General features: G+C 68.8%; 19 protein-coding genes. 12 read left to right on the forward strand and 7 right to left on the reverse strand.

Annotated features, from left to right (window positions below; all coding sequences use genetic code 11):
• Positions 1-33 precede the first annotated feature (33 nt).
• A complete protein-coding gene (locus MMF94_RS00140; RefSeq protein ID WP_241034111.1) occupies positions 34-1434 on the reverse strand; it encodes a purine-cytosine permease family protein in 1401 nt (466 codons plus the stop codon).
• Positions 1435-1688: 254 nt separating this feature from the next.
• The gene (locus MMF94_RS00145) at positions 1689-2594 is read right to left on the reverse strand and encodes an LLM class flavin-dependent oxidoreductase (protein ID WP_241034112.1); all 906 of its coding nucleotides are present in this window, start codon (positions 2592-2594) and stop codon (positions 1689-1691) included.
• A gap of 428 nt (positions 2595-3022) precedes the next feature.
• On the opposite strand from MMF94_RS00145, the gene MMF94_RS00150 reads away from it, so the two are divergent.
• Together MMF94_RS00150 and MMF94_RS00160 are read left to right on the forward strand one after the other, a co-directional pair.
• Positions 3023-3220 carry a GMC family oxidoreductase N-terminal domain-containing protein gene (locus tag MMF94_RS00150; RefSeq protein WP_241034113.1) on the forward strand — a complete coding sequence of 66 codons (198 nt, stop codon included), beginning with the start codon at positions 3023-3025 and terminating at the stop codon, positions 3218-3220.
• A gap of 182 nt (positions 3221-3402) precedes the next feature.
• Positions 3403-4662: a Zn-dependent hydrolase gene (locus MMF94_RS00160; protein ID WP_241034114.1), complete on the forward strand. Its 1260-nt coding sequence runs from the start codon at positions 3403-3405 to the stop codon at positions 4660-4662.
• 93 nt (positions 4663-4755) lie between these two features.
• Here MMF94_RS00160 and MMF94_RS00165 read toward each other — a convergent pair whose 3' ends face one another.
• From MMF94_RS00165 to MMF94_RS00175, 3 genes are all read right to left on the reverse strand, one after another.
• Positions 4756-5001: a hypothetical protein gene (locus tag MMF94_RS00165; RefSeq protein WP_241034115.1), complete on the reverse strand. Its 246-nt coding sequence runs from the start codon at positions 4999-5001 to the stop codon at positions 4756-4758.
• A 222-nt stretch (positions 5002-5223) separates the two neighbouring features.
• Positions 5224-5385 (reverse strand): hypothetical protein, encoded by a 162-nt coding sequence (locus MMF94_RS00170; RefSeq protein WP_241034116.1) that lies wholly within the window; start codon positions 5383-5385, stop codon positions 5224-5226.
• A 184-nt stretch (positions 5386-5569) separates the two neighbouring features.
• Positions 5570-8089: a sensor histidine kinase gene (locus tag MMF94_RS00175; protein WP_241034117.1), complete on the reverse strand. Its 2520-nt coding sequence runs from the start codon at positions 8087-8089 to the stop codon at positions 5570-5572.
• Positions 8090-8365: 276 nt separating this feature from the next.
• On the opposite strand from MMF94_RS00175, the gene MMF94_RS00180 reads away from it, so the two are divergent.
• Positions 8366-9106, forward strand: coding sequence for a CYTH domain-containing protein (locus MMF94_RS00180; RefSeq protein WP_241034118.1), 741 nt, complete (start codon positions 8366-8368; stop codon positions 9104-9106).
• 4 nt (positions 9107-9110) lie between these two features.
• On the opposite strand, the gene MMF94_RS00185 is transcribed toward MMF94_RS00180, so the two are convergent.
• Positions 9111-10442, reverse strand: coding sequence for an MFS transporter (locus tag MMF94_RS00185; RefSeq protein WP_241034119.1), 1332 nt, complete (start codon positions 10440-10442; stop codon positions 9111-9113).
• A 352-nt stretch (positions 10443-10794) separates the two neighbouring features.
• On the opposite strand from MMF94_RS00185, the gene MMF94_RS00190 reads away from it, so the two are divergent.
• Genes MMF94_RS00190 through MMF94_RS00210 form a run of 5 tightly spaced genes read left to right on the forward strand, consistent with a single transcriptional unit; the run spans position 10795 to position 15007 of the window.
• The gene (locus MMF94_RS00190; RefSeq protein WP_241034120.1) at positions 10795-11520 is read left to right on the forward strand and encodes a LamB/YcsF family protein; all 726 of its coding nucleotides are present in this window, start codon (positions 10795-10797) and stop codon (positions 11518-11520) included.
• Positions 11521-11530: 10 nt separating this feature from the next.
• Positions 11531-11791, forward strand: coding sequence for an acetyl-CoA carboxylase (locus MMF94_RS00195; protein WP_241034121.1), 261 nt, complete (start codon positions 11531-11533; stop codon positions 11789-11791).
• The gene (locus MMF94_RS00200) at positions 11788-13146 is read left to right on the forward strand and encodes an acetyl-CoA carboxylase biotin carboxylase subunit (RefSeq protein ID WP_241034122.1); all 1359 of its coding nucleotides are present in this window, start codon (positions 11788-11790) and stop codon (positions 13144-13146) included. The genes MMF94_RS00195 and MMF94_RS00200 overlap by 4 nt, the downstream gene beginning before the upstream one ends.
• Positions 13143-14033 carry a 5-oxoprolinase subunit B family protein gene (locus MMF94_RS00205; protein WP_241034123.1) on the forward strand — a complete coding sequence of 297 codons (891 nt, stop codon included), beginning with the start codon at positions 13143-13145 and terminating at the stop codon, positions 14031-14033. Before MMF94_RS00200 ends, MMF94_RS00205 begins: the two co-directional genes overlap by 4 nt.
• A complete protein-coding gene (locus MMF94_RS00210) occupies positions 14030-15007 on the forward strand; it encodes a 5-oxoprolinase subunit C family protein (RefSeq protein WP_241034124.1) in 978 nt (325 codons plus the stop codon). Before MMF94_RS00205 ends, MMF94_RS00210 begins: the two co-directional genes overlap by 4 nt.
• Before the next feature lie 114 nt (positions 15008-15121).
• Here MMF94_RS00210 and MMF94_RS00215 read toward each other — a convergent pair whose 3' ends face one another.
• Positions 15122-15499: a hypothetical protein gene (locus MMF94_RS00215; protein ID WP_241034125.1), complete on the reverse strand. Its 378-nt coding sequence runs from the start codon at positions 15497-15499 to the stop codon at positions 15122-15124.
• A gap of 723 nt (positions 15500-16222) precedes the next feature.
• Between MMF94_RS00215 and MMF94_RS00220 the strand changes: the two genes are divergently transcribed.
• From MMF94_RS00220 to MMF94_RS43665, 4 genes are all read left to right on the forward strand, one after another.
• Positions 16223-16480 carry a nitroreductase family protein gene (locus MMF94_RS00220; RefSeq protein WP_241034126.1) on the forward strand — a complete coding sequence of 86 codons (258 nt, stop codon included), beginning with the start codon at positions 16223-16225 and terminating at the stop codon, positions 16478-16480.
• Positions 16477-16662: an ester cyclase gene (locus MMF94_RS00225; RefSeq protein ID WP_241034127.1), complete on the forward strand. Its 186-nt coding sequence runs from the start codon at positions 16477-16479 to the stop codon at positions 16660-16662. Before MMF94_RS00220 ends, MMF94_RS00225 begins: the two co-directional genes overlap by 4 nt.
• 429 nt (positions 16663-17091) lie before the next feature.
• Positions 17092-17769, forward strand: coding sequence for an SDR family NAD(P)-dependent oxidoreductase (locus tag MMF94_RS00230; RefSeq protein ID WP_241034128.1), 678 nt, complete (start codon positions 17092-17094; stop codon positions 17767-17769).
• On the forward strand, positions 17681-17926 hold the full coding sequence (locus tag MMF94_RS43665; protein ID WP_379660256.1) for an SDR family oxidoreductase: 246 nt from the start codon (positions 17681-17683) through the stop codon (positions 17924-17926). The genes MMF94_RS00230 and MMF94_RS43665 overlap by 89 nt, the downstream gene beginning before the upstream one ends.
• Positions 17927-17950 lie beyond the last annotated feature (24 nt).

The raw sequence follows: 17950 nt of genomic DNA on the forward strand, positions 1-17950 counted from the left end.
TACCTTTCTCCTCCTGCGCTGCGGTGGCTCGGGTCAGGGCCGGACCGTGGCGCCTGCATCCTCGGCGGCCGCGGCGCGCGCCGGCACCGAGATCGGCTCGGCTGCCACGCGTGCCCATTCGAACCGCGTGACGAGCAGTCGTGTGATCACGACGAACACCAGCCCGGTCAGGATCGGGGTGACGAGACATCGGAGCACCGCCTCCGGGAGGAGGAAATACAGGACTGCTCCGATCGCAGTGGACAGGACCGCCACCGGGTTGGTGCCGCGCAGATACCAGTACCGGCCCCCGTGTACGAAGAGCTGGGGCACGTCGATGCGCCACCGCTTGACCACGACGTAGTCGGCGACCAGCACTCCCGCGATCGGGGCGAACAGGCAACCGATGGCCACACCGGAGATGGTGTTGAACCCGTCGATGATCGCGGGGAACGCGGAGATGGCGATGCCGATGGCGCTCGCGACCAGGGTGGACCAGAACCGTCCCAGCCTCGGGATCATGTTCACGATCGCGAGGCCGCCCGTATAGAGGTTCAGGACGTTGATCGTCCAGTTGTCGAGTACCACCACGATCAGGAGCGCGACGAACACCACGCCCGACGTGGTGATACCCGAGATCACGTCGAAGGGGTTGGAGACCGTGCCCAGCGTGGCTGCGGCTCCGTAGGCCCCGAGCACCGCCGACAGCAGTGCCCCGAGGATCGCGGCCGCCATCGTGCCGATCCACATGTCGGCACGCGTGCGGGAGTAGCGGCAGAAGTCGGCTGCGTCGGTCACCATCGTCAGCCATGCCGCTGCCACGGAGTTCGCCCACACGGCGATCCCGACCCAGCCGAGCGTCGACGAGCCGTTGAACGAGAGGACCTCGCTCGGATGAAAGCCAGGAGCGTCGTGCGATACGAGCAGGTACAGCGAGAATCCGAGGACGACGACCTTCAGTGGTAATGCAATGCGAGAAAGGTGTTTCAGTGGGCCGTAGCCCATGGTGGCGATGAGCACTTGGAAGGCGGCGAAAACGAGGCTCGTCGGCACGAGGGGGAGCGAGATTCCCAGCCACGCATGAAGGACCGCGACGATCGCCAGTGCACCGGCGATCGTCTGGAAGGCGAACTGGAATGTCGTGACGGCCACCCGCAGCAGGGACGCTATCCAGCGGGAACCGATGACCCCGTACGTCATCCGGGTGCTCACCTGGCCCGGGACGCCGTGGTCGACGCCGATCGTCGCCACGATGATGTAGGGCACGAATGCCACTGCGATGCCCAGTGTGACGGCGATGACCGCGCCCCAGAACGACAGTCCGCCGGCGACGGCGAGGCCGCCGATCAGAATCATCCCGGGGTTCACCAGGAAGTTGAATACGATCGAGAATATGTCGCCCCAGTGGGTGGTGCGGGCTTCTTCCGGAACCGGTTCGATACCGCGTTGCTCCACGCCTCGGGGCTGTCGGAATCGCGGCCGCAACGACTCTTCGAAACGATCGGAATTCGCCATCGAAGACCTCCGGGCGAGTCGGCTGTGGGCCGGTCGGACTCGTTCTCAGAAGGGCTCCCGCGGAGCCGATTGTCTTCGTTACCCTTGGTCAACTACATCGACGTTGTCAAGGATCTCGGGCGAAACGACTGATTTGTCCGGTGTGCTGCGGTACCGGTGAGGGAGACGTGGTGCCCGGACCGTCGGGGTCTCGGCTACGCCAGCGGCTCGAGGGCGTGCAGCCGCGGCAGCACGTCCTTTCCGATCCGCTCGAACGATCGCAGCATCAGAGCGTGGTCGCCCACGATGTGCCGTACGAGCGCGTGGTCGAAGCCCATGGCGCGGTACTCCTCGAGTTGCTGCACCACCGACTCGGCGGATCCGACGAGCAGCTGATCCATGCCTCCGCCGCGGTAGCCCTCCGCGAGGATCCGACTCACCACGCTTTCGGCCTCGCGGTCGGATTCGCCCACATAGATGTCACGGCGAAGCACGGGCAGCGGCGTGCGTCCATGGCGGACGGCTGTCTCCCGGTATGCGTCCAGCTGCTCCGCGAGCTCCGCGCGGGTCGAGTTCTGGCCGGCCAGCCACCCGTCCCCGAGCCGCCCGGCCCGCTCGGCGGCGGCACGCACCGTGCCTGCGAGCCAGAGTGAGACGGGCACGCGCGGTAGTGGTCCGGTCTGCACGTGGTTCAGCCGGTGGTAGCGGCCCTCCATGGTCACCGGCTCGCCGGTCAGCAGGGCCCGCAACGCGGTGACGAACTCCTCGGTGCGGCCCACGCGGGTGCGCTCGGCCATGCCGAAGGCGGCGAACCGGCCCTTGCCTTGCCCGAGCGCCAGAACGACCACGAGTGGCGCTTCGGAGAATGCGGCGATCGTGCCGATCTGCTCTGCCGACAGGATCGGATCGTAGAACGGGGCCAGCAGCACCGCCCCGAGCGTCATGTTTCCCGTTACGGGCATCAAGCGCGCAAGCGTCGGCACCGGGGAGAAGGCATTGGCGTAAGCCGACGGAACGGCATGACTGTCGCCGACCACCAACATGTCGAGGCCGGCATCGTGGGCCGCGGTTGCGACAGCGAGCAGGTTCGTGGCCTGTTCGCGGGTGGACATCGCTCCCATGGGTCGTTCGATGAAGCCGCCCGGCGGTAATGCCGTGAGTGCAACCCGAAAATGCTCGAAGGTTTCCGGTGACGTGGGAAAGACGAACCGAAGTGATGTTCCGAGCTTCATCGAAGCCCCCTGGGCGGCAGATTCGTATCCGGTTGAATCCAGAACAGTATCCACCTGTTTTTGGTGCTGCAATGTGACCGGTACCACGAGGACATGCTCCGCAGGGCAGGTCACGCAGAGTCAGTTGTCGCCGACCGGTCGTCACTACGGCCCGATAACTCTGTTTCGTCAACAGTTTCGGGAGGTCCCGGTGCTATGGCTATGCTGCCCGGCAGGCCGGTTCTGGGCGCAGCCGGCGTGCGCTGGACGATCGGTTTACGACAATGTTGACTGCTGATTCCTTGTCGTGCTCCCGTCGATTCTGCGACGGTGGGTTCATGAACCGTCGATGGGAAGTGCCCGCCTACGACTACGTCGTTGTGGGAGCCGGAACGGCCGGTTGTGTGCTCGCTTCCCGATTGTCGGAGAACGATTTGCGCTCGGCTGCCGCTGTCCAGGTGGGGCACATGCCGGCCGACGACGTGAGCAGCGGGCTGGAAGAGGGGTTCGGCTGGTGCGACAACACCATCGTGTAGCCGACGCGTCGGTGATGCCGTCGATCGTCTCCGCCAACACCGACGCCACGGTCTGCGCGATCGCCGAACGAGCAGCCGGCCTCATCGGTCACGATGCGACCCGGCCGGTGTGACGATGTACGGGTTGCACCCGTCGACGCCCGGAAGTCGGGCGTCGACGACCAGACCAGTCAGGAGCGTGCATGACCAGTTCCGGGATTCCCGTGCCCACCGTGTCGGCGGCGCGGTTGCGTCGCGACCTCGAGCATGTCGCCGGCTACGGCGCCACGGCGAGCGGCGGCGTCAGCCGAACGAGCTTCTCCGAGGCTGATCGGCAGGTGCGGGCCTGGCTCGTGAACGAGTGCGAGCAGGCCGGGCTGGCGCTGCGCACCGACGGCATCGGCAACGTCTTCATACGGCTGGAGGCTCGGGACGCGGCCGCCGGCACGCCCCCGGTCTGGGCGGGCTCGCATCTGGACAGCGTGCCCGAAGGGGGCCGCTTCGACGGTGCGCTCGGGTCGCTGGCCGCGCTGGAGGTGGTGCGAAGGCTGGCCGAGGAGGACGTGCCCCTGCGACGTCCGGTCGAGGCCGTGGTCTTCGCCGACGAGGAAGGCAGCTACCACCACCTGCTCGGCTCGACGGCCGTGGCGCACGGCTTTACAGCGGACGAGCTCGCCCGCCTCCGCGGGCGCGACGGTGACCTGCTGGTCGACGCGCTGGAGGGCATGGGCTGGGACCCTGCCGCGGCGACCCGGACGGCGGTGCGCCCCGGGGACGTCCACGCCTACGTCGAGTTGCACATCGAGCAGGGCTCGGTGCTTGAGTCGGCCGGCGCCGGGATCGGGGTGGTCACGGCGATCGTGGGGATGGGAGGCGGCCACATCGAGTTCCGCGGCCGCCAGGACCACGCCGGCACCACACCGATGCCGCGGCGGCGCGACGCGCTGCGCGGCGCCGGTGATCTGCTGGTGCGCCTGCCGGAGGCGGCCCGGTCGGTCAGCGAGACCGCCGTCGCCACGTGCGGCATCCTCCACGTGGAGCCTGGCGGGGCGAATGTCGTGCCGGGCCTCGCGCGCGTCCAGCTGGACTTCCGCGACTCCGATCGCACACGGATCCTGCAGTTGGAGGAGGCCATCGTGTCCGCGGCGCGTGACGTCGCCGACTGCCATGGCCTGGAGATGAGCTACACCCGCGAGAGCATCACGGACCCGGTTCCCCTGAACCCGCGGATGCAGGAGCTCGTGGCGACGGCGGCGGCTGATCAGGGCATGAAGACCCTGAACCTGCCCTCCGGCGCCGGGCACGACGCACAGAACGTGGCGAGGCTCGCCCCCACGGGCATGATCTTCGTGCCGAGCGTCGACGGTCGAAGCCACTCGCCGGCCGAGCTGACCACCTGGGAGGACGTCGAGGCCGGGGCGAACGTGCTCCTGGCGACGGTCCTCGCACTCGCCACCGAGTAGCCGCCCGCCGCGACCGAGCCCGGGCCACCTCGGTGACGTGGCCCGGGCTCGTCGGAGATGCGTACCGCGAGGCAGCGCCCTGCCTCGACCGTGTCAGCGTCCGGTGGCCCCCTGCGGTCGCGCCTGTGCGTCCACAGGTGCGATGTCGATCCTCAGCTCGCCGAACGCGTCGATGTAGATCGCTACCCGCAGGCTCTCGTGCGGCGAGAGGATGACCGGCAGATCGGCGCCGATCAGGGGGAAACAGCGAACCCGCAGCAGATGCGGGCCTGCCTCCACCGGCATGCGCGTCGTCGCGCCGATATGTAGGTTCGCGGCCCGTTCGTCATCGACGTACACGTGGAGCCGTCGGGCCATGCCTGCCGTCAGTCCCAGAGGCCGGTGCAGGACGAATTCAGCTGTCCGCTCCCTGGATGGAGCAGAGTCGGCACACATGCAAGTCACCTCTCGGACCGTCACGCGCATTCTCGCGCTCCGGACAGCGTCTCGCCGCCGGTGGCGTCTGAGTACCTGCCTTGACGCCGTTCAAACGGATCCTGCCCGAAACCACATGACGTGGCGCTACCAGGGTCTGGTCGGCTCCCGGTGGCTGCCGGCTCCCACGTGCAGCGGGTGCTCGCGTCGTCTCCCGCGCCGTTCGCGGAGGACAACACGGGCGCTCAGGACCGCGATGGTCGAGTAGCCGCTGAGCAGCACGGCGAGGAGAACGTGCGAGCTGGTCATGGGTGGCTCCCGTGGTATTGCGGCCAGAGGTCGACGTGAATCGGCCCTGGGCGGGCCGCCGACGTCCACCAGGTGAGGGTGCGCGGCGGGGCTTGGCGCCCGGAAGGCGCATCGGCGGCTTGTTGACGCCCGATGCGGAGATCCCTGCGCGTTCTTGACGTCCGATAGGTCCGACAGGGGCGGATTACGAGGGCAGGGCTGCGGGATGCGGCGCGGCGGGCAGGCTGATCACGATGGTGAGCCCACCGCCCGGTGTGTCCTCCGCGGTGATGGTGCCGCCCATGGCCTCGGTGAAGCCACGCGCCACGCTCAGCCCGAGGCCGAGCCCGCTGTTCCCCCGGTCGCCGAGGCGCTGGAACGGGGCGAACATCCGCTTGAGCCGGTCGGCGGGCACCCCGGGACCGGAGTCGACGACGCGTAGCTCGACCATGTCGGCGTACCTGCTGGCCCGTAGCTTGACGGGGGCGCCGGCGCCGTGGCGCAGCGCGTTGTCCACGACGTTGACGACGACGCGTTCGAGCAGGCCCGGGTCGGCGAGCACCGCGGGGAGCCGCTCGTCGATCTCGAGCCCGACGCGCTCCGCAGGCCGGTACGTCGGGTCGAGTCCGCGCATCGACAGCAGCGCCACCTCGTCGAGCCCGACCGGACGCGGCTCCGGTGCCACGGCCCCGGTCGCGATGCGCGAGGAGTCGAGCAGGTTGTTCACCACAGCGGTGAGCCGGTCGGCCGATTCCTCGATCGTTGCCGCGAGCTCCGAGCTGTCATGCTCGGACAGCCGGAGATCGCGGTCACGCAAGCTGTTGGCCGACGCCTTGATCGATGCCAGCGGGGTGCGCAGGTCGTGGCCGAGGGCGGACAGCAGTGCGCTGCGCAGCTCGGTCGCGTCGGCGCGCCGGTGCGCCTCGGCCACCTCGCGCGTGGCCTGCTGGTTGCGTAGGGCGAGCAGCGCCTGACCGCCGACCGCTTCGAGTAAGCGCTGATCAGCGGCCGGCAGCGGGGTGCCGCGGCCGACGAGGTGCACGTCGGGTTCGACCGCCACGTCGACGTCGGCCTGCTCGGGGCGCGCGCAGTCCGGCGGTCCGGAACATGCGGACGTCGTCCAGTGCCCGTCCTGGCGCTCGAGGATCGCCACCGTCGTCAGCCCGAACGCCTCGCGCAGCTTGTCCAGCAGCCGCGGGAGCGGCTCGGGGCGGGTCAGCACCGTGCGTGAGAGCGACGCGAGCAGCGCCGCCTCGGACCCTGCGGCGGCGGCCTGCTGGGCGCGCCGCGCGGCCCGGTCGACCACGAGCGCCACCAGTACCGCGACCAGAACCATCGCCACCAGGGTGATCACGTTCTCCCGCTCGGCGATCGTGAGCGTGTAGAGCGGCGGGGTGAGGAAGAAGTTGAGCAGCAGAGCACCTGCACCGGCGGCGAACAGGGCGGGGCCGAGCCCGCCGACGAGCGCGACGACGACCGTGGCGAGGAAGAACAACACGACGTCGGTGGACAGGCCGAACACACTCTGGCCGAGAATTCCGGCCGCGGTTGCGGCCACCGGTAGGACCACGCCGAGTGCCCATTCCGTGGCGCGGCGGGTGAGGGAGACGGCGCTGAACCGGTGGGGCAGCCGGATGCCTCGGCCGGCCTCGGGGTGGTTGACCATGTGGACGTCGATCTGCCCCGAGCGCTGCACCACGCGCGTGCCGATGCCCTCGACCAGCAGGCGGGCCGCGCGGGACCGGCGGGAGGTGCCCAGCACGAGCTGGGTGGCGTCGACACCGCGGGCGAAGTCGAGAAGCGCGGCAGGCACGTCGTCACCGACCACGGTGTGGAACGAGGCTCCGACGTCCTCGGCTACGCGGCGCAGGTTCGCGAGTGCGCTGACCGGTGCGGTGACCAGCCCGTCGCCGCGCAGGACGTGCACCGCGAAGAGCTCTGCCGAGCTGGAGCGCTTGGCGATCCGGGCGGCCCGACGCAGCACGGTCTCGCTCTCCGGCCCGCCGGTCAACGCCACCACGACCCGCTCGCGGGTCTCCCACACGTCGGTCACGTGCTGGTCGGCGCGGTAGCGCTGCAGTGCGACCTCGACCTCGTCAGCCACCCACAGCAGGGCCATCTCGCGCAGCGCCGTGAGGTTGCGGGGCTGGAAATAGTTGGCCATCGCCGCGTCGACCTTCTCGGCCGAGTAGACATTGCCGTGCGCCAACCGGCGCCGCAGCGCCTCAGGAGTGATGTCCACGAGCTCGACCTGCTCGGCGCGGCGTACGACCTCGTCGGGCACGGTCTCCCGCTGGTGCACGCCGGTGATCCGCTCGATCACGTCGTTGAGCGACTCCAGATGCTGAATGTTGAGCGTCGTGAGCACGGTGATGCCTGCGTCGAGAATCTCCTCCACGTCCTGCCAGCGCTTCGCGTTCCGCGAACCGGGCGCGTTGGTGTGCGCCAGCTCGTCGACGAGCACGACCTGCGGCGCGCGGGCGAGCACGGCATCGACGTCGAGCTCGGTGAGGACGACGCCGCGGTGCGTGAGCCGGCGGCGGGGGAGTACTTCCAGTCCCTCGATCAAGGCTGCGGTCTTCGAGCGGCCGTGGGGCTCGACCAGACCTACGACGACGGCGGTGCCGCGTCCCGCGCGGCGGTGGGCCTCACCGAGCATCGCGTAGGTCTTGCCGACGCCGGGCGCCGCCCCGAGGTAGATCCTCAGCTCGCCGCGCGTACCCATGACTTCACCTCGACTGCTCTCTGCTCGCGATCACCTCGCGCCCGATGGCAGCGAAGTCGAGGGTTCGACAGCATGCGACCGCCGGAGTCTCCGGGAAAGGAACCTTGACGATTTCCTGACGACGCCGCGGTTCAGGGGCCGTTCAGCGCAGCGGGATACCCCGCCTGGCCGGTTGATCAGTCGGGTTCGAGGAAGTTCGTCAAGATTCGGGTGTGCGACGTCCGGAGAGCGCTCGTACGCCGGTTTGGCCGGGGAATGTGCGGGCAGGCTGCGGTTGTGAGTATTCGACCGGCCGATCCGACCTTGCCGTGGGGCTCGTTGACGGCTGCCCTGGGAGCGGGTCGACGCGTGGAGCGGGTCGAGCTGAAGACCATCCTGGACGTCGAGCTCGAACGGGCCCTGTCCGTGCTCGACGTGAGAGTCGATCGGCCGCAGCTCCGGCTCGTCTACTACCTCGACACGCCGGACCTCGCGCTGCACCGGCGCGGCATCATCGTGCGGACCCGCGTGACCGACGGCGTCGACGAGGATGTCGTCGTGAAGCTGCGCCACACGGAGCCGCAGGTCAGCAGGCGTGTTCGAGGCCTTGCGCTCGAGCTGGACGTCCTCCCCGATGTGGCGATCTGGTCGGCGTCGATCAAGCGGCGCCTGCGCGCCGGGATGGTGCTGGACTCGATCGGACGGCGACACCCCGCTCAGCGCCTGCTCTCGAGGAGGCAACGCGCGCTCCTTCGCGCCGCTGCCGGTGACGGGTTCGACATCGATGATCTGGTGGCCCTCGGTCCGGTGAACGTGGTGCGGCTGACCTCGGGGGAGTTCGAGAATCGTATCGATGTGGAGTCGTGGATCTATCCGGACGGTTCACACGTCGTCGAGCTGTCGGTGAAATGCCGCCCGACCCGCTCCCACCGAGTAGCCGCGCGCCTGCGCGAGCTCATTGCCGACCGGCAGATCGTGATGTCACGGCAGCAGACGACCAAGACACAGGTGTTGATGCAGCATCTCGCGTCGCGGTAGCCGGCTAGGGGTGGTCGCGGGCGCGAGCCGCGCTGCGCGCCGGAGCGGACCCGACGGCGTCCAGCTCGCGGCTGCGGGTCTCCGGCGAGAGCGCGACCGTGACCACCGTGATCGCGATCAGCGCGATCACCCACCAGTAGAAGGCGGCGCCGGCGTCGTGCTGTCCCAGGTAGGCCTGGAGGTAGGGCGCGGTGCCGCCGAATGCTGCGACGGTCAGTGAGTAGGGAACGGCCAGGCCCAAGGCGCGGATGCCGGTGGGGAAGAGCTCGGCGAACAGGGCCGGGAGGATGGAAAGGGTGCCCCCGAGCAGCACCGTTGCGACGGCCGCTGCCACGAAGAGCTGCCAGGCCTGGCCCTGGATCAGCCCTTGCAGGGGAAAGAGCAACACAGCGGTCGAGATCATGCTGACCAGCAGTATCGGGCGGCGCCCGACGCGGTCGGCGGCTGCTCCCCACAACGGCAGGCTCACGGTGAACAGCACGGTGGCGGCGGCAGTTACCCAGAGGGCGGCGGCTGGGTTCGTGTGCCGTTGCTCGATGGCGAACGGCAGGACGGCCGCGCTCCACGTGTAGAAGGCCACGGTGACGCCTGCGGTGAGGCCGATCACCTGGAGCAGGAGCACCGGCCGGGCGCCCATCTGCCGCCACGGTGAGGTGCGCCGGCCGGGGGCGGCAGCACTGGTGAAGATCGGCGTCTCGTCCAGTCGTCTGCGCATGACGGCGCCGAACAGCCCGAGGACGCCGCCCAGCAGGAACGGGATTCGCCAGCCGAAGGCTGTCATGTCGGATCGGCTGAGCAACGTGGCGAGAACCGCGCCCAGAGCGGTGGCGAAGAGGCCACCCAGCGAGCCGGAGACGTAGTTCAGGCTGGACCACCGGCCGCGCCGGGAGGCCGGAGAGATCTCGGCGAGGTAGGTCTGTGCGGCCGGCAGCTCACCGCCCTGGGCGAATCCCTGGATGAGCCTGGCCAGGAGCAGGACGATCGGTGCACCGATGCCGATCGTGGTCGCCGTCGGGCTGACCCCGATGATCAGGCTGCCCGCCGCGGCAGTGACGACGGAGAGGGTCATGGCGGGTTGCCGTCCGACCTGGTCGGCCATCCACCCGAAGAAGAGCCCGCCGAAGGGGCGGGCGACGAACCCCACGGCGAAGACGGCGAGCGTGCTGATCAGGTCGCTTCCCGCGTCACCGCTGGCGAAGAACTGTGAGGCGAAGAATACGGAGAATGTGGCGTAGATGCCCAGGTCGTACACCTCGATCGCAATGCCTGCGCCGACCGTCGCCAGCATGCCGAGTCGGCCGAATGCCGGGCTCGGCCGATATCTCGAAACTCCCATGACGCCATCCCCCTCGGGTCCGTCGAACGGCCCCACTTCATCAGGCGCAATAGTCGCTGTCGATGCCGAGGCGCAGGCGCGCAGATATGTCAATTCGCCCGTTTCCGCTGGGCGGCCGATCGCGGCGTGTGGTCCCGTTCACGCTGCAGATGCTCCAGGTCGACTCGCCGAGGCTCCGGCGGTGAACCGGGTGGTCGTGCACGGATGCCGCGGTGCGCCGACCGGCGACCTGATCTTTCGTGCCCTTGGTGGCGATGTGTGCCTGACTGCGACGTGTGGGCCTGCATCGGGTGTGGCGGGGCTTCGCGCAGTGGGCAAGGATGGCGGAACTGCCTGAAGGGAGGAGGTCGGCATGGTGGACATCAACTGCGACATGGGCGAGGCATTCAGCATCTATCGCTGCGGCGACGACGAGGGCTTGATGCCGTGGATCACCGTCGCCAACGTGGCCTGCGGCTTCCACGCCTCGGACCCGCGCGTGATGCAGCAGACCGTGGCGCTGGCCAAGGAGCACGGCGTCCGGGTCGGAGCCCATCCGTCGTTGCCCGACCGCGAGGGCTTCGGCCGCCGTGAGATGAAGCTGGAGCGCGACGAGCTCACCGCGGCCGTCGTCTACCAGGTCGGCGCCTTGTCCGGCTTCCTACGTGGCCAGGGCATGGAGCTCAACCACATCAAGGCCCACGGCTCCCTGTACGGGATGGCGGCGCGCGACCCGGAGGTCGCCGAGGCTCTCGCCGACGCCGCCGACGTCTTCGGCGTGCCGCTCATGGGCATGGCGGGCACGGTGCACGAGCAGGTCTGGGGCGCGCGGGGTGCGGGGTTCATCTCCGAGTACTACGCCGACCTCGACTACCGTCCCGACGGCTCGCTCATCATCACGCGCGTGCACCAGCCGTTCGACCCGGCCGCGTCGGCGCGGGGAGCGGTGCGCGCGGTGACCGACGGAGTCGCCACGGCCCTGGACGGCTCCGAGATCCCGGTGCGTGCCGACTGCGTCTGCGTGCACTCCGACACCCCGAACGCCGTGGACGTCGCCAAGGCCGTCCACGAAGCTCTGCGCCCGCACATGTCAGCCTGAGAGGAGCCCCATGGCCCGGCACGAGGTCGTCTCGCCGATCCCCGGCGTGTTCTACCGGAGGCCCGATCCGGAAAGTGGCCCGTTCGCCGCCGAAGGACAGACCGTCGGCGCGGACGACACGGTCTGCCTCGTCGAGGTCATGAAGTCCTTCCACCAGGTGCCTGCGGGTGCGGCGGGCACGGTCGTGGAGTTCCTGGTGGAGAACGAGGACGTGGTCGACGCCGGGCAGCCGGTCGCGATCATCGAGGCATCCGCGGACGGACAGGGGTGAAGCGCCTGCTCGTCGCCAACCGCGGCGAGATCGCGGTCCGCATCGTTCGTGCAGCCCGTGACCTGGGTATCTCCACCGTGGCGGTGCACAGCACGGCCGACGCGCAGGCCCCGCACGTCCGGCTCGCCGATGCCGCCGTCGAGATCGGACCGCCGCCCGCCGGTAAGAGCTACCTGCTCGCCGACGCCATCCTCGACGCCGCCCGGGAGACCGACTCCGACGCCGTGCACCCCGGCTACGGGTTCCTCTCCGAGCGGGCGTCGTTCGCTGCTGCGGTCGCCGACGCGGGCCTTGCCTTCGTCGGCCCGTCGGCGGCGGTGATCGAGCAGATGGGCGACAAGGTTCGGGCCCGCCAGGTGGCCGCCGCGGCGGGTGTCCCGACGGTGCCCGGCACGCCGGGCGGCGTCGCGGACGTCGACGCCGCGGTCAAAGCGGCCGCCGAGATCGGCTATCCGATCATGCTCAAGGCCGCGGCGGGCGGCGGTGGACGTGGCATCCGTGTCGTCACGGACGAGGCGGGGCTGCGTTCGGCGTTCCCCGCTGCGTCGAAGGAGGCAGCCAGTGCGTTCGGCGACGGTGCGATGTACCTCGAGCGGTTCCTCCGTCGCGCCCGGCACGTCGAGGTGCAGGTGCTCGGTGACGGACGAGACGTCGTGCACCTGTTCGAACGCGAATGCTCGCTCCAGCGCCGCAGGCAGAAGGTCGTGGAGGAGGCCGTCGCCCCCGGCATCGACGACGGCGTGCGGCAGGCCATGACCGCGGCGGCCGTGCGGCTCGCCCGGGAGGTCGGCTACAGCAGTGCGGGCACCGCCGAGTTCCTCGTCGACGACGAGACGGGCGAGTTCTTCTTCATCGAGATGAACACCCGCATCCAGGTGGAACACCCGACCACCGAGCTGATCACCGGCATCGACATCGTGGCCGAGCAGCTCCGGATCGCGGCGGGGGAGCCGCTGCGGTTCGCGCAGGACGCGATCGTCGCGCGCGGCTCGGCGATCGAGTTCCGCGTGTGCGCCGAGGACCCCGAGAAGGACTTCATGCCCTCGCCGGGCAAGATCGAACGCTTGGTGCTGCCGGCAGGTCCCTGGGTGCGTGTCGACACCTGGCTGGAGCCCGGCGGCACGGTTCCCCCCTTCTACGACTCCCTGCTGGCGAAAGTCGTCGTCTGGGGAGAGGACCGGGAGTCAGCGATCCGGCGCGGGCGGCGCGCGTTGGGGGAGTTCGCCGTGGACGGTGTGCCCACCACCGCCGCGCTGGGCGCGGAGATCCTCGGCCAGGACTGGTTCGCCGCGGCGGATTTCCACACCGGCGCGCTGGAGCACTGGTTGGCCGAACGGAAAGAGGCGGCGACGTGACGGTGACGGACGTGCAGGCCGCCCGCTACAGCTGGGGCGGCGACGAGTTCGTGTTCGTGGAGCTGGCCGAGGAGATGAGCCTGCAGGCCAACTTCCGCGTCATGGCCATCACGAAGGCGCTGCGCGAGAACCACCCCGAGGGCGTGCTGGAGATCTGCCCGGCCAATGCGTCCTACCAGGTTCGCTACGACCCGGACGTGCTCGAGCCGCACAAGCTGCTGGGGTTGCTGCAGGACCTGGAGAAGCAGGTCGGCGACGCGCACGACCTCGCGCTTCCCACCCGGGTCGTCGAGATCCCGGTCCTCTATCGCGACCCGTGGACCACGGAGACGCTCATGCGTTTTCGCGACCGCCACCAGGATCCCGACGCCACCGACATCGAGTACGCCGCACGGATCAACGGCTACGCGTCGGTGGAGGAGTTCATCGACGCCCACGCCGGCTCGCCGTGGTTCGTCTCCATGGTCGGGTTCGTGGCGGGCCTGCCGTTCAAGTTCCAGATGGTCCCCCGGGAGCGGGCGATCATCGTGCCCAAGTACCTGCGCCCTCGTACCGACACCCCGAAGCAGACCGTGGGCTACGGCGGCTGCTTCGCCTGCATCTACTCGGTGCGCGGTGCGGGCGGCTACCAGATGTTCGGCATCACCCCGGCGCCGATCTACGACCCCACCCAGCAGCTGCCCGACTTCACCGACTTCATGGTGTTCTTCCGGCCCGGTGACATCGTGAAGTACACCCCGATCGACCGCGAGCAGTACGACGCGCACGTCGCCGAGGTCGAGGCGGGGACGTTCCGGATCCGGACGGCCCCGACGGAGTTCGCGCTCCAGGAGTTCCTCGACGACCCCGACGGCTACAACGCCCGGCTGCTGGAGGTGCTGCGGTGATCGAGGTACGCAAGCCGGGCCTGTCCACGACCGTCCAGGACGCAGGCCGTGCCGGTTACTACGACGTCGGCATCCCGCCGTCGGGCGCGCTCGACCAGTACTCCCTGCGGGCCGCCAACCTGCTCGTCGGCAACCCGGCGGGTGCCGCGGCCCTGGAGATCGTCTACATGGGGCCGGAGCTCGCATTCGAGTCCTCCGCGGTCGTCGCGGTGGCGGGCGCGAACATGACCCCACGGGTGGGCGGCGAGGAGCGGCCCCTGTGGGAGTCCTTCTCCGTGGCCGCGGGTGACGTGCTCGACTTCGGCTACCTGACGGCGGGCGCGCGCGCCTACCTTGCCGTCTCGGGCGGAATCGATGTGCCTCAGGTACTCGGCAGCCGCTCCACGTACGGCCTCGGTGCTCTCGGCGGTTTCGCGGGGCGCCCGCTGCAGACCGGCGACAAGCTCCCCGTCGGCTCGTCGTCCGGCGCGAAGCCCGGGCGTAGCGTGCCGCTCGATCTGCGTCCGTCCTACTCCAAGGACGTCGAGGTACGCGTGATGATGGGCCTGTACGACCACCGCCTCACCGTCGCGGGCCGGGAGAGCTTCCTCGGCACCACGTGGACGCTCACACCGGTGGCCGACCGCATCGGCTTCCGCTACAAGGGCGCCGAACTGGAGACCGTCGAGCGCGAAGCGCCGTTCGGTGCGGGGCAGGACCCGTCCAACATCGTGGACGCGCCGTATCCGATCGGCTCGATCCAGGTGCCCGGCAGCGTCGAGCCGATCATCTTGCATCGCGACGCGGTCTCGGGTGGTGGCTACATGATGGTCGCCACCGTCCTGTCCGGTGACCTCGACGTGGTCGCGCAGTCGGCACCCAACACCCGCACCCGGTTCGTCGCGGTCGATCTGGACGCCGCCCTGGCCGCGCGGGCCGACTACCGAGCCCGCACCGGCCGGTTGGCGGAGGCCCTTTCGTCGATCCCGGGATGAGGCTGCGCCGGTCGCGGGAGGCATCGCGACGCGGTCCCGGGCGGCGGCCACATGCCGGGCGCCTGCCTGCTGTGGCCGCGGCGCGTTATCGGCCCGGGGCCTGACCAGGGCGACTCACGCCACGAGGCGGGGCCGAGCCTTGCCGCTGACGTGGCTGAGGCTGGCACGGCAGGCCGCCAACAGTCGGGCGGTGGCCGCGCTGATGCCCTGGTTGCAGCGTGGGCATCGCATGGTCACCGTTCGCGCGAGCTCGTCCACGGCGACCGGCAGCTCCGTCTCACAAGCGCGACACCAGCGGTGTCGCGTGACCGGGTTGACGTGCAGTGGTGACGACACGCACTGGTGGATCCACCGGCCGTGCACGTGGCAGGTGAGCCGGTTGTCGGGGTCGAGCCGGCCGGCGTCCTCGCCCTCGTCCTCTGCGGCCAGCCAGTGCGCCAGGGTGTGGTCGGTCGAGCTGCGCGCCTGACTACGGGGTTCCCGCTGGCTCATGCCGCTGACCTCCTCACCTTCTCCGGCCGCCCGCGCAAGGTGCGTGACGGGTCTCTGCACCGCAGGAGCAGCATCGCGAGCACACGTACCCGGCGCATCACCGCCAGCGGACGTCATCCTCGGGGGCTGACGGGAGTCCTCGAGGTGATGCTGGCAGGTATGCGGTGGGCTGGTTCGAGCTTCCACGTCTCGCTGATCGCGGCGCAGGTACCGCCGTCCTCCGTCCCATTGCTGCAGGGCCGGATCGCTCTGCGGAAGAAGATATTCCTTCCCGGTGGCGGTGCCGGGATGGTCAACGCCACGCCTCGGACCGATGCGTGGGAGCGGATATAACCGCAGACGTATTTATCCTGCTCCACCTCAGTGGGTCGTGGCCGGGCTGTAGTGATCTGCTGGATCCATCAGCCCCTCCGGTTCGGGTGATATCGGACATTATCTGGCGATCACACTTCCGTGTTACTTTCAATACTAGTTGCCCTGCCGCCTTTGCCGTCGGAGATATCAAAAGGAAGTATGTAGACGTGTCGCCGTTCGAATCACGTCGTCTTCCGGATTGAGATGCTCCTACATCCAGGGAGCTGTCTCCGGCCGCATTCTGTCGAGAATGCGGTTTCCGGCGCGGACGTCGAGCACCGTCACTGGGTTGTCGGGGGGTAGCCGGTGCCGGGCGAGTTGCCTGTCATCACGATCGTCGTAGTCGTCACGACGGGATATGGAAGCTGAGTGAGCAACGTGGCTGAATTCGATGTCGGGCAGGTCGACGAACTTCTCGGCACCACTCGGGCTGTGCGCAAGCATCTCGATCTCGAACGAGGGGTGTCCGGCGAGATCCTGTTGCACATGATCGATGTTGCGGAGCAGGCGCCATCCGGAGCGAATCAGGAGAGCCGTCGATGGTTGATCGTCCGGGACCCGGACCTGAAAAGAAAGATTGCCGAACAGTATCGGGAAGCGGGCAAAGCGTATCGGGAGTTTCCATGAACGATGGTGGGGAGAGCGAGGCGGCGAAGGCCGTTGTTCGCCGAAACACCGAGGAAGTGCAGAACAACGGTGACTTCGACGTCTTCGAGGAGCTCTTCGCCGACGACTTCGTCGACCACACGCCGCAGCACCATCACGTGGCGGTTCCGCCAACCGTCGCACGTGCTTCTCTGGCTGCGTGAGGGCTTCCACGGGCTGCGGGTGGACGTCGCAGGCCGCGGCGTCGAAGCGGCCGTCCCGGCACCTGGCCGTTGCCTGTGTTTCGTACTCTCCGCAAACAATCCTCCATGACCATGTCCCATCCGCCGATCGCGGCATCTGATGTCGGCTCGGTGAAGCGGAGGGCTCGACACCGGCGCTCGATGTGGCCAAGGCGCGCTCGATGGACGCTTCATCGAACGTGCTTCATATCCCGACTGCCCGCACGTCGATATACCTGATTGACCCAGAGGTTGTAGCGCGGCGCCTTAATTGGCGAGAAATGGAGGATTCGTGACACGCGACTATGCCTTCGTCGGATCTGGAGGAAGCCCGCCGCATCTCAGGAGTCACCAACGCACCGACGGCCATCAGCCATTTGAATCAAGCGCTCGGGCTCTATCGCAGAGTCGGTGCCCCACCGCGACACCGCCCGCCTGCACAGACGGAGTCCTCTCATGGCTAATGGTGCCGTGACAACCACGCAACCTTCGTCCCCGCAGCGGCTGAGTGGAAAAGTGGCGCTTGTCACCGGCGCGAGCTCGGGTATCGGTGAGGCCTCGGCGAAGGCACTCGCTGCGCAGGGCGCGCGGGTTGTTCTCGCCGCTCGGCGTGAGAAGGAGCTGGAACGGGTTGCCGAGGAGATCGAGGATTCAGGTGGTGAGGCGCTGGTCGTTCGCGCCGACATGTTCGTCGTGGAGGACGTCGTCAACGCCGTCCGGACCGCGGAGAAGCGTTTCGGGGGTCTGGACGTCGCCTTCAACAACGCCGGTATCCCCGGGCTCACCGTGCCGATCGCCGAGCGCACCGTGGAGTCGTGGCGTGCAGACATCGAGGGGATCCTAACCAGCACGTTTGTCGCGATGCGGCATGAGATCCCCGCGATCCTGCGCCGAGGTGGGGGAACGATCATCAACAATGCCTCGGTGCTGAGCGTCGTAGGGTCCAGCGGGGGCGTTAGCTCATACGTGGCCGGCAAGCGCGGCGTGCTCGGGCTAACTCGTGCTGCCGCGCTGGAGCTCGCGCCGCAGGGCCTGCGCGTCAACGCGATCGCGCTGGGTCCGTCGACACGCCGATGTTCTGTGCCGTAATCACGAAATTGAGAGGAGGTTCCGAGCAGCCCATCCCCTGGGGCGGGTCGCGCAGCCGGAGGAGGCAGCGTCGTTGGTCGCATATCTGGCCGGGGACGACGCGAGTTTCATCACCGGCGCGATTCGCAACATGGACGGTGGCTGGACGGCGCACTGAATCTCGGGCACACGAGATGTTGAG

The organism is Pseudonocardia alaniniphila, assembly GCF_022524485.1.
In the GTDB taxonomy this organism is placed as follows: Bacteria; Actinomycetota; Actinomycetes; order Mycobacteriales; family Pseudonocardiaceae; genus Pseudonocardia; species Pseudonocardia alaniniphila.

Excerpts from the sequence above, each read along its gene's own strand:
- MMF94_RS00145 (WP_241034112.1), bottom strand. The coding sequence starts at position 2,594 with ATGGGAGCGATGTCCACCCGCGAACAGGCCACGAACCTGCTCGCTGTC.
- MMF94_RS00225 (WP_241034127.1), top strand. The coding sequence starts at position 16,477 with ATGAACGATGGTGGGGAGAGCGAGGCGGCGAAGGCCGTTGTTCGCCGA.
- MMF94_RS00185 (WP_241034119.1), bottom strand. The coding sequence starts at position 10,442 with ATGGGAGTTTCGAGATATCGGCCGAGCCCGGCATTCGGCCGACTCGGC.
- MMF94_RS00175 (WP_241034117.1), bottom strand. The coding sequence starts at position 8,089 with ATGGGTACGCGCGGCGAGCTGAGGATCTACCTCGGGGCGGCGCCCGGC.
- MMF94_RS00170 (WP_241034116.1), bottom strand. The coding sequence starts at position 5,385 with ATGACCAGCTCGCACGTTCTCCTCGCCGTGCTGCTCAGCGGCTACTCG.
- MMF94_RS00215 (WP_241034125.1), bottom strand. The coding sequence starts at position 15,499 with ATGAGCCAGCGGGAACCCCGTAGTCAGGCGCGCAGCTCGACCGACCAC.
- MMF94_RS00150 (WP_241034113.1), top strand. The coding sequence starts at position 3,023 with ATGAACCGTCGATGGGAAGTGCCCGCCTACGACTACGTCGTTGTGGGA.
- MMF94_RS00160 (WP_241034114.1), top strand. The coding sequence starts at position 3,403 with ATGACCAGTTCCGGGATTCCCGTGCCCACCGTGTCGGCGGCGCGGTTG.
- MMF94_RS00190 (WP_241034120.1), top strand. The coding sequence starts at position 10,795 with ATGGTGGACATCAACTGCGACATGGGCGAGGCATTCAGCATCTATCGC.
- MMF94_RS00195 (WP_241034121.1), top strand. The coding sequence starts at position 11,531 with ATGGCCCGGCACGAGGTCGTCTCGCCGATCCCCGGCGTGTTCTACCGG.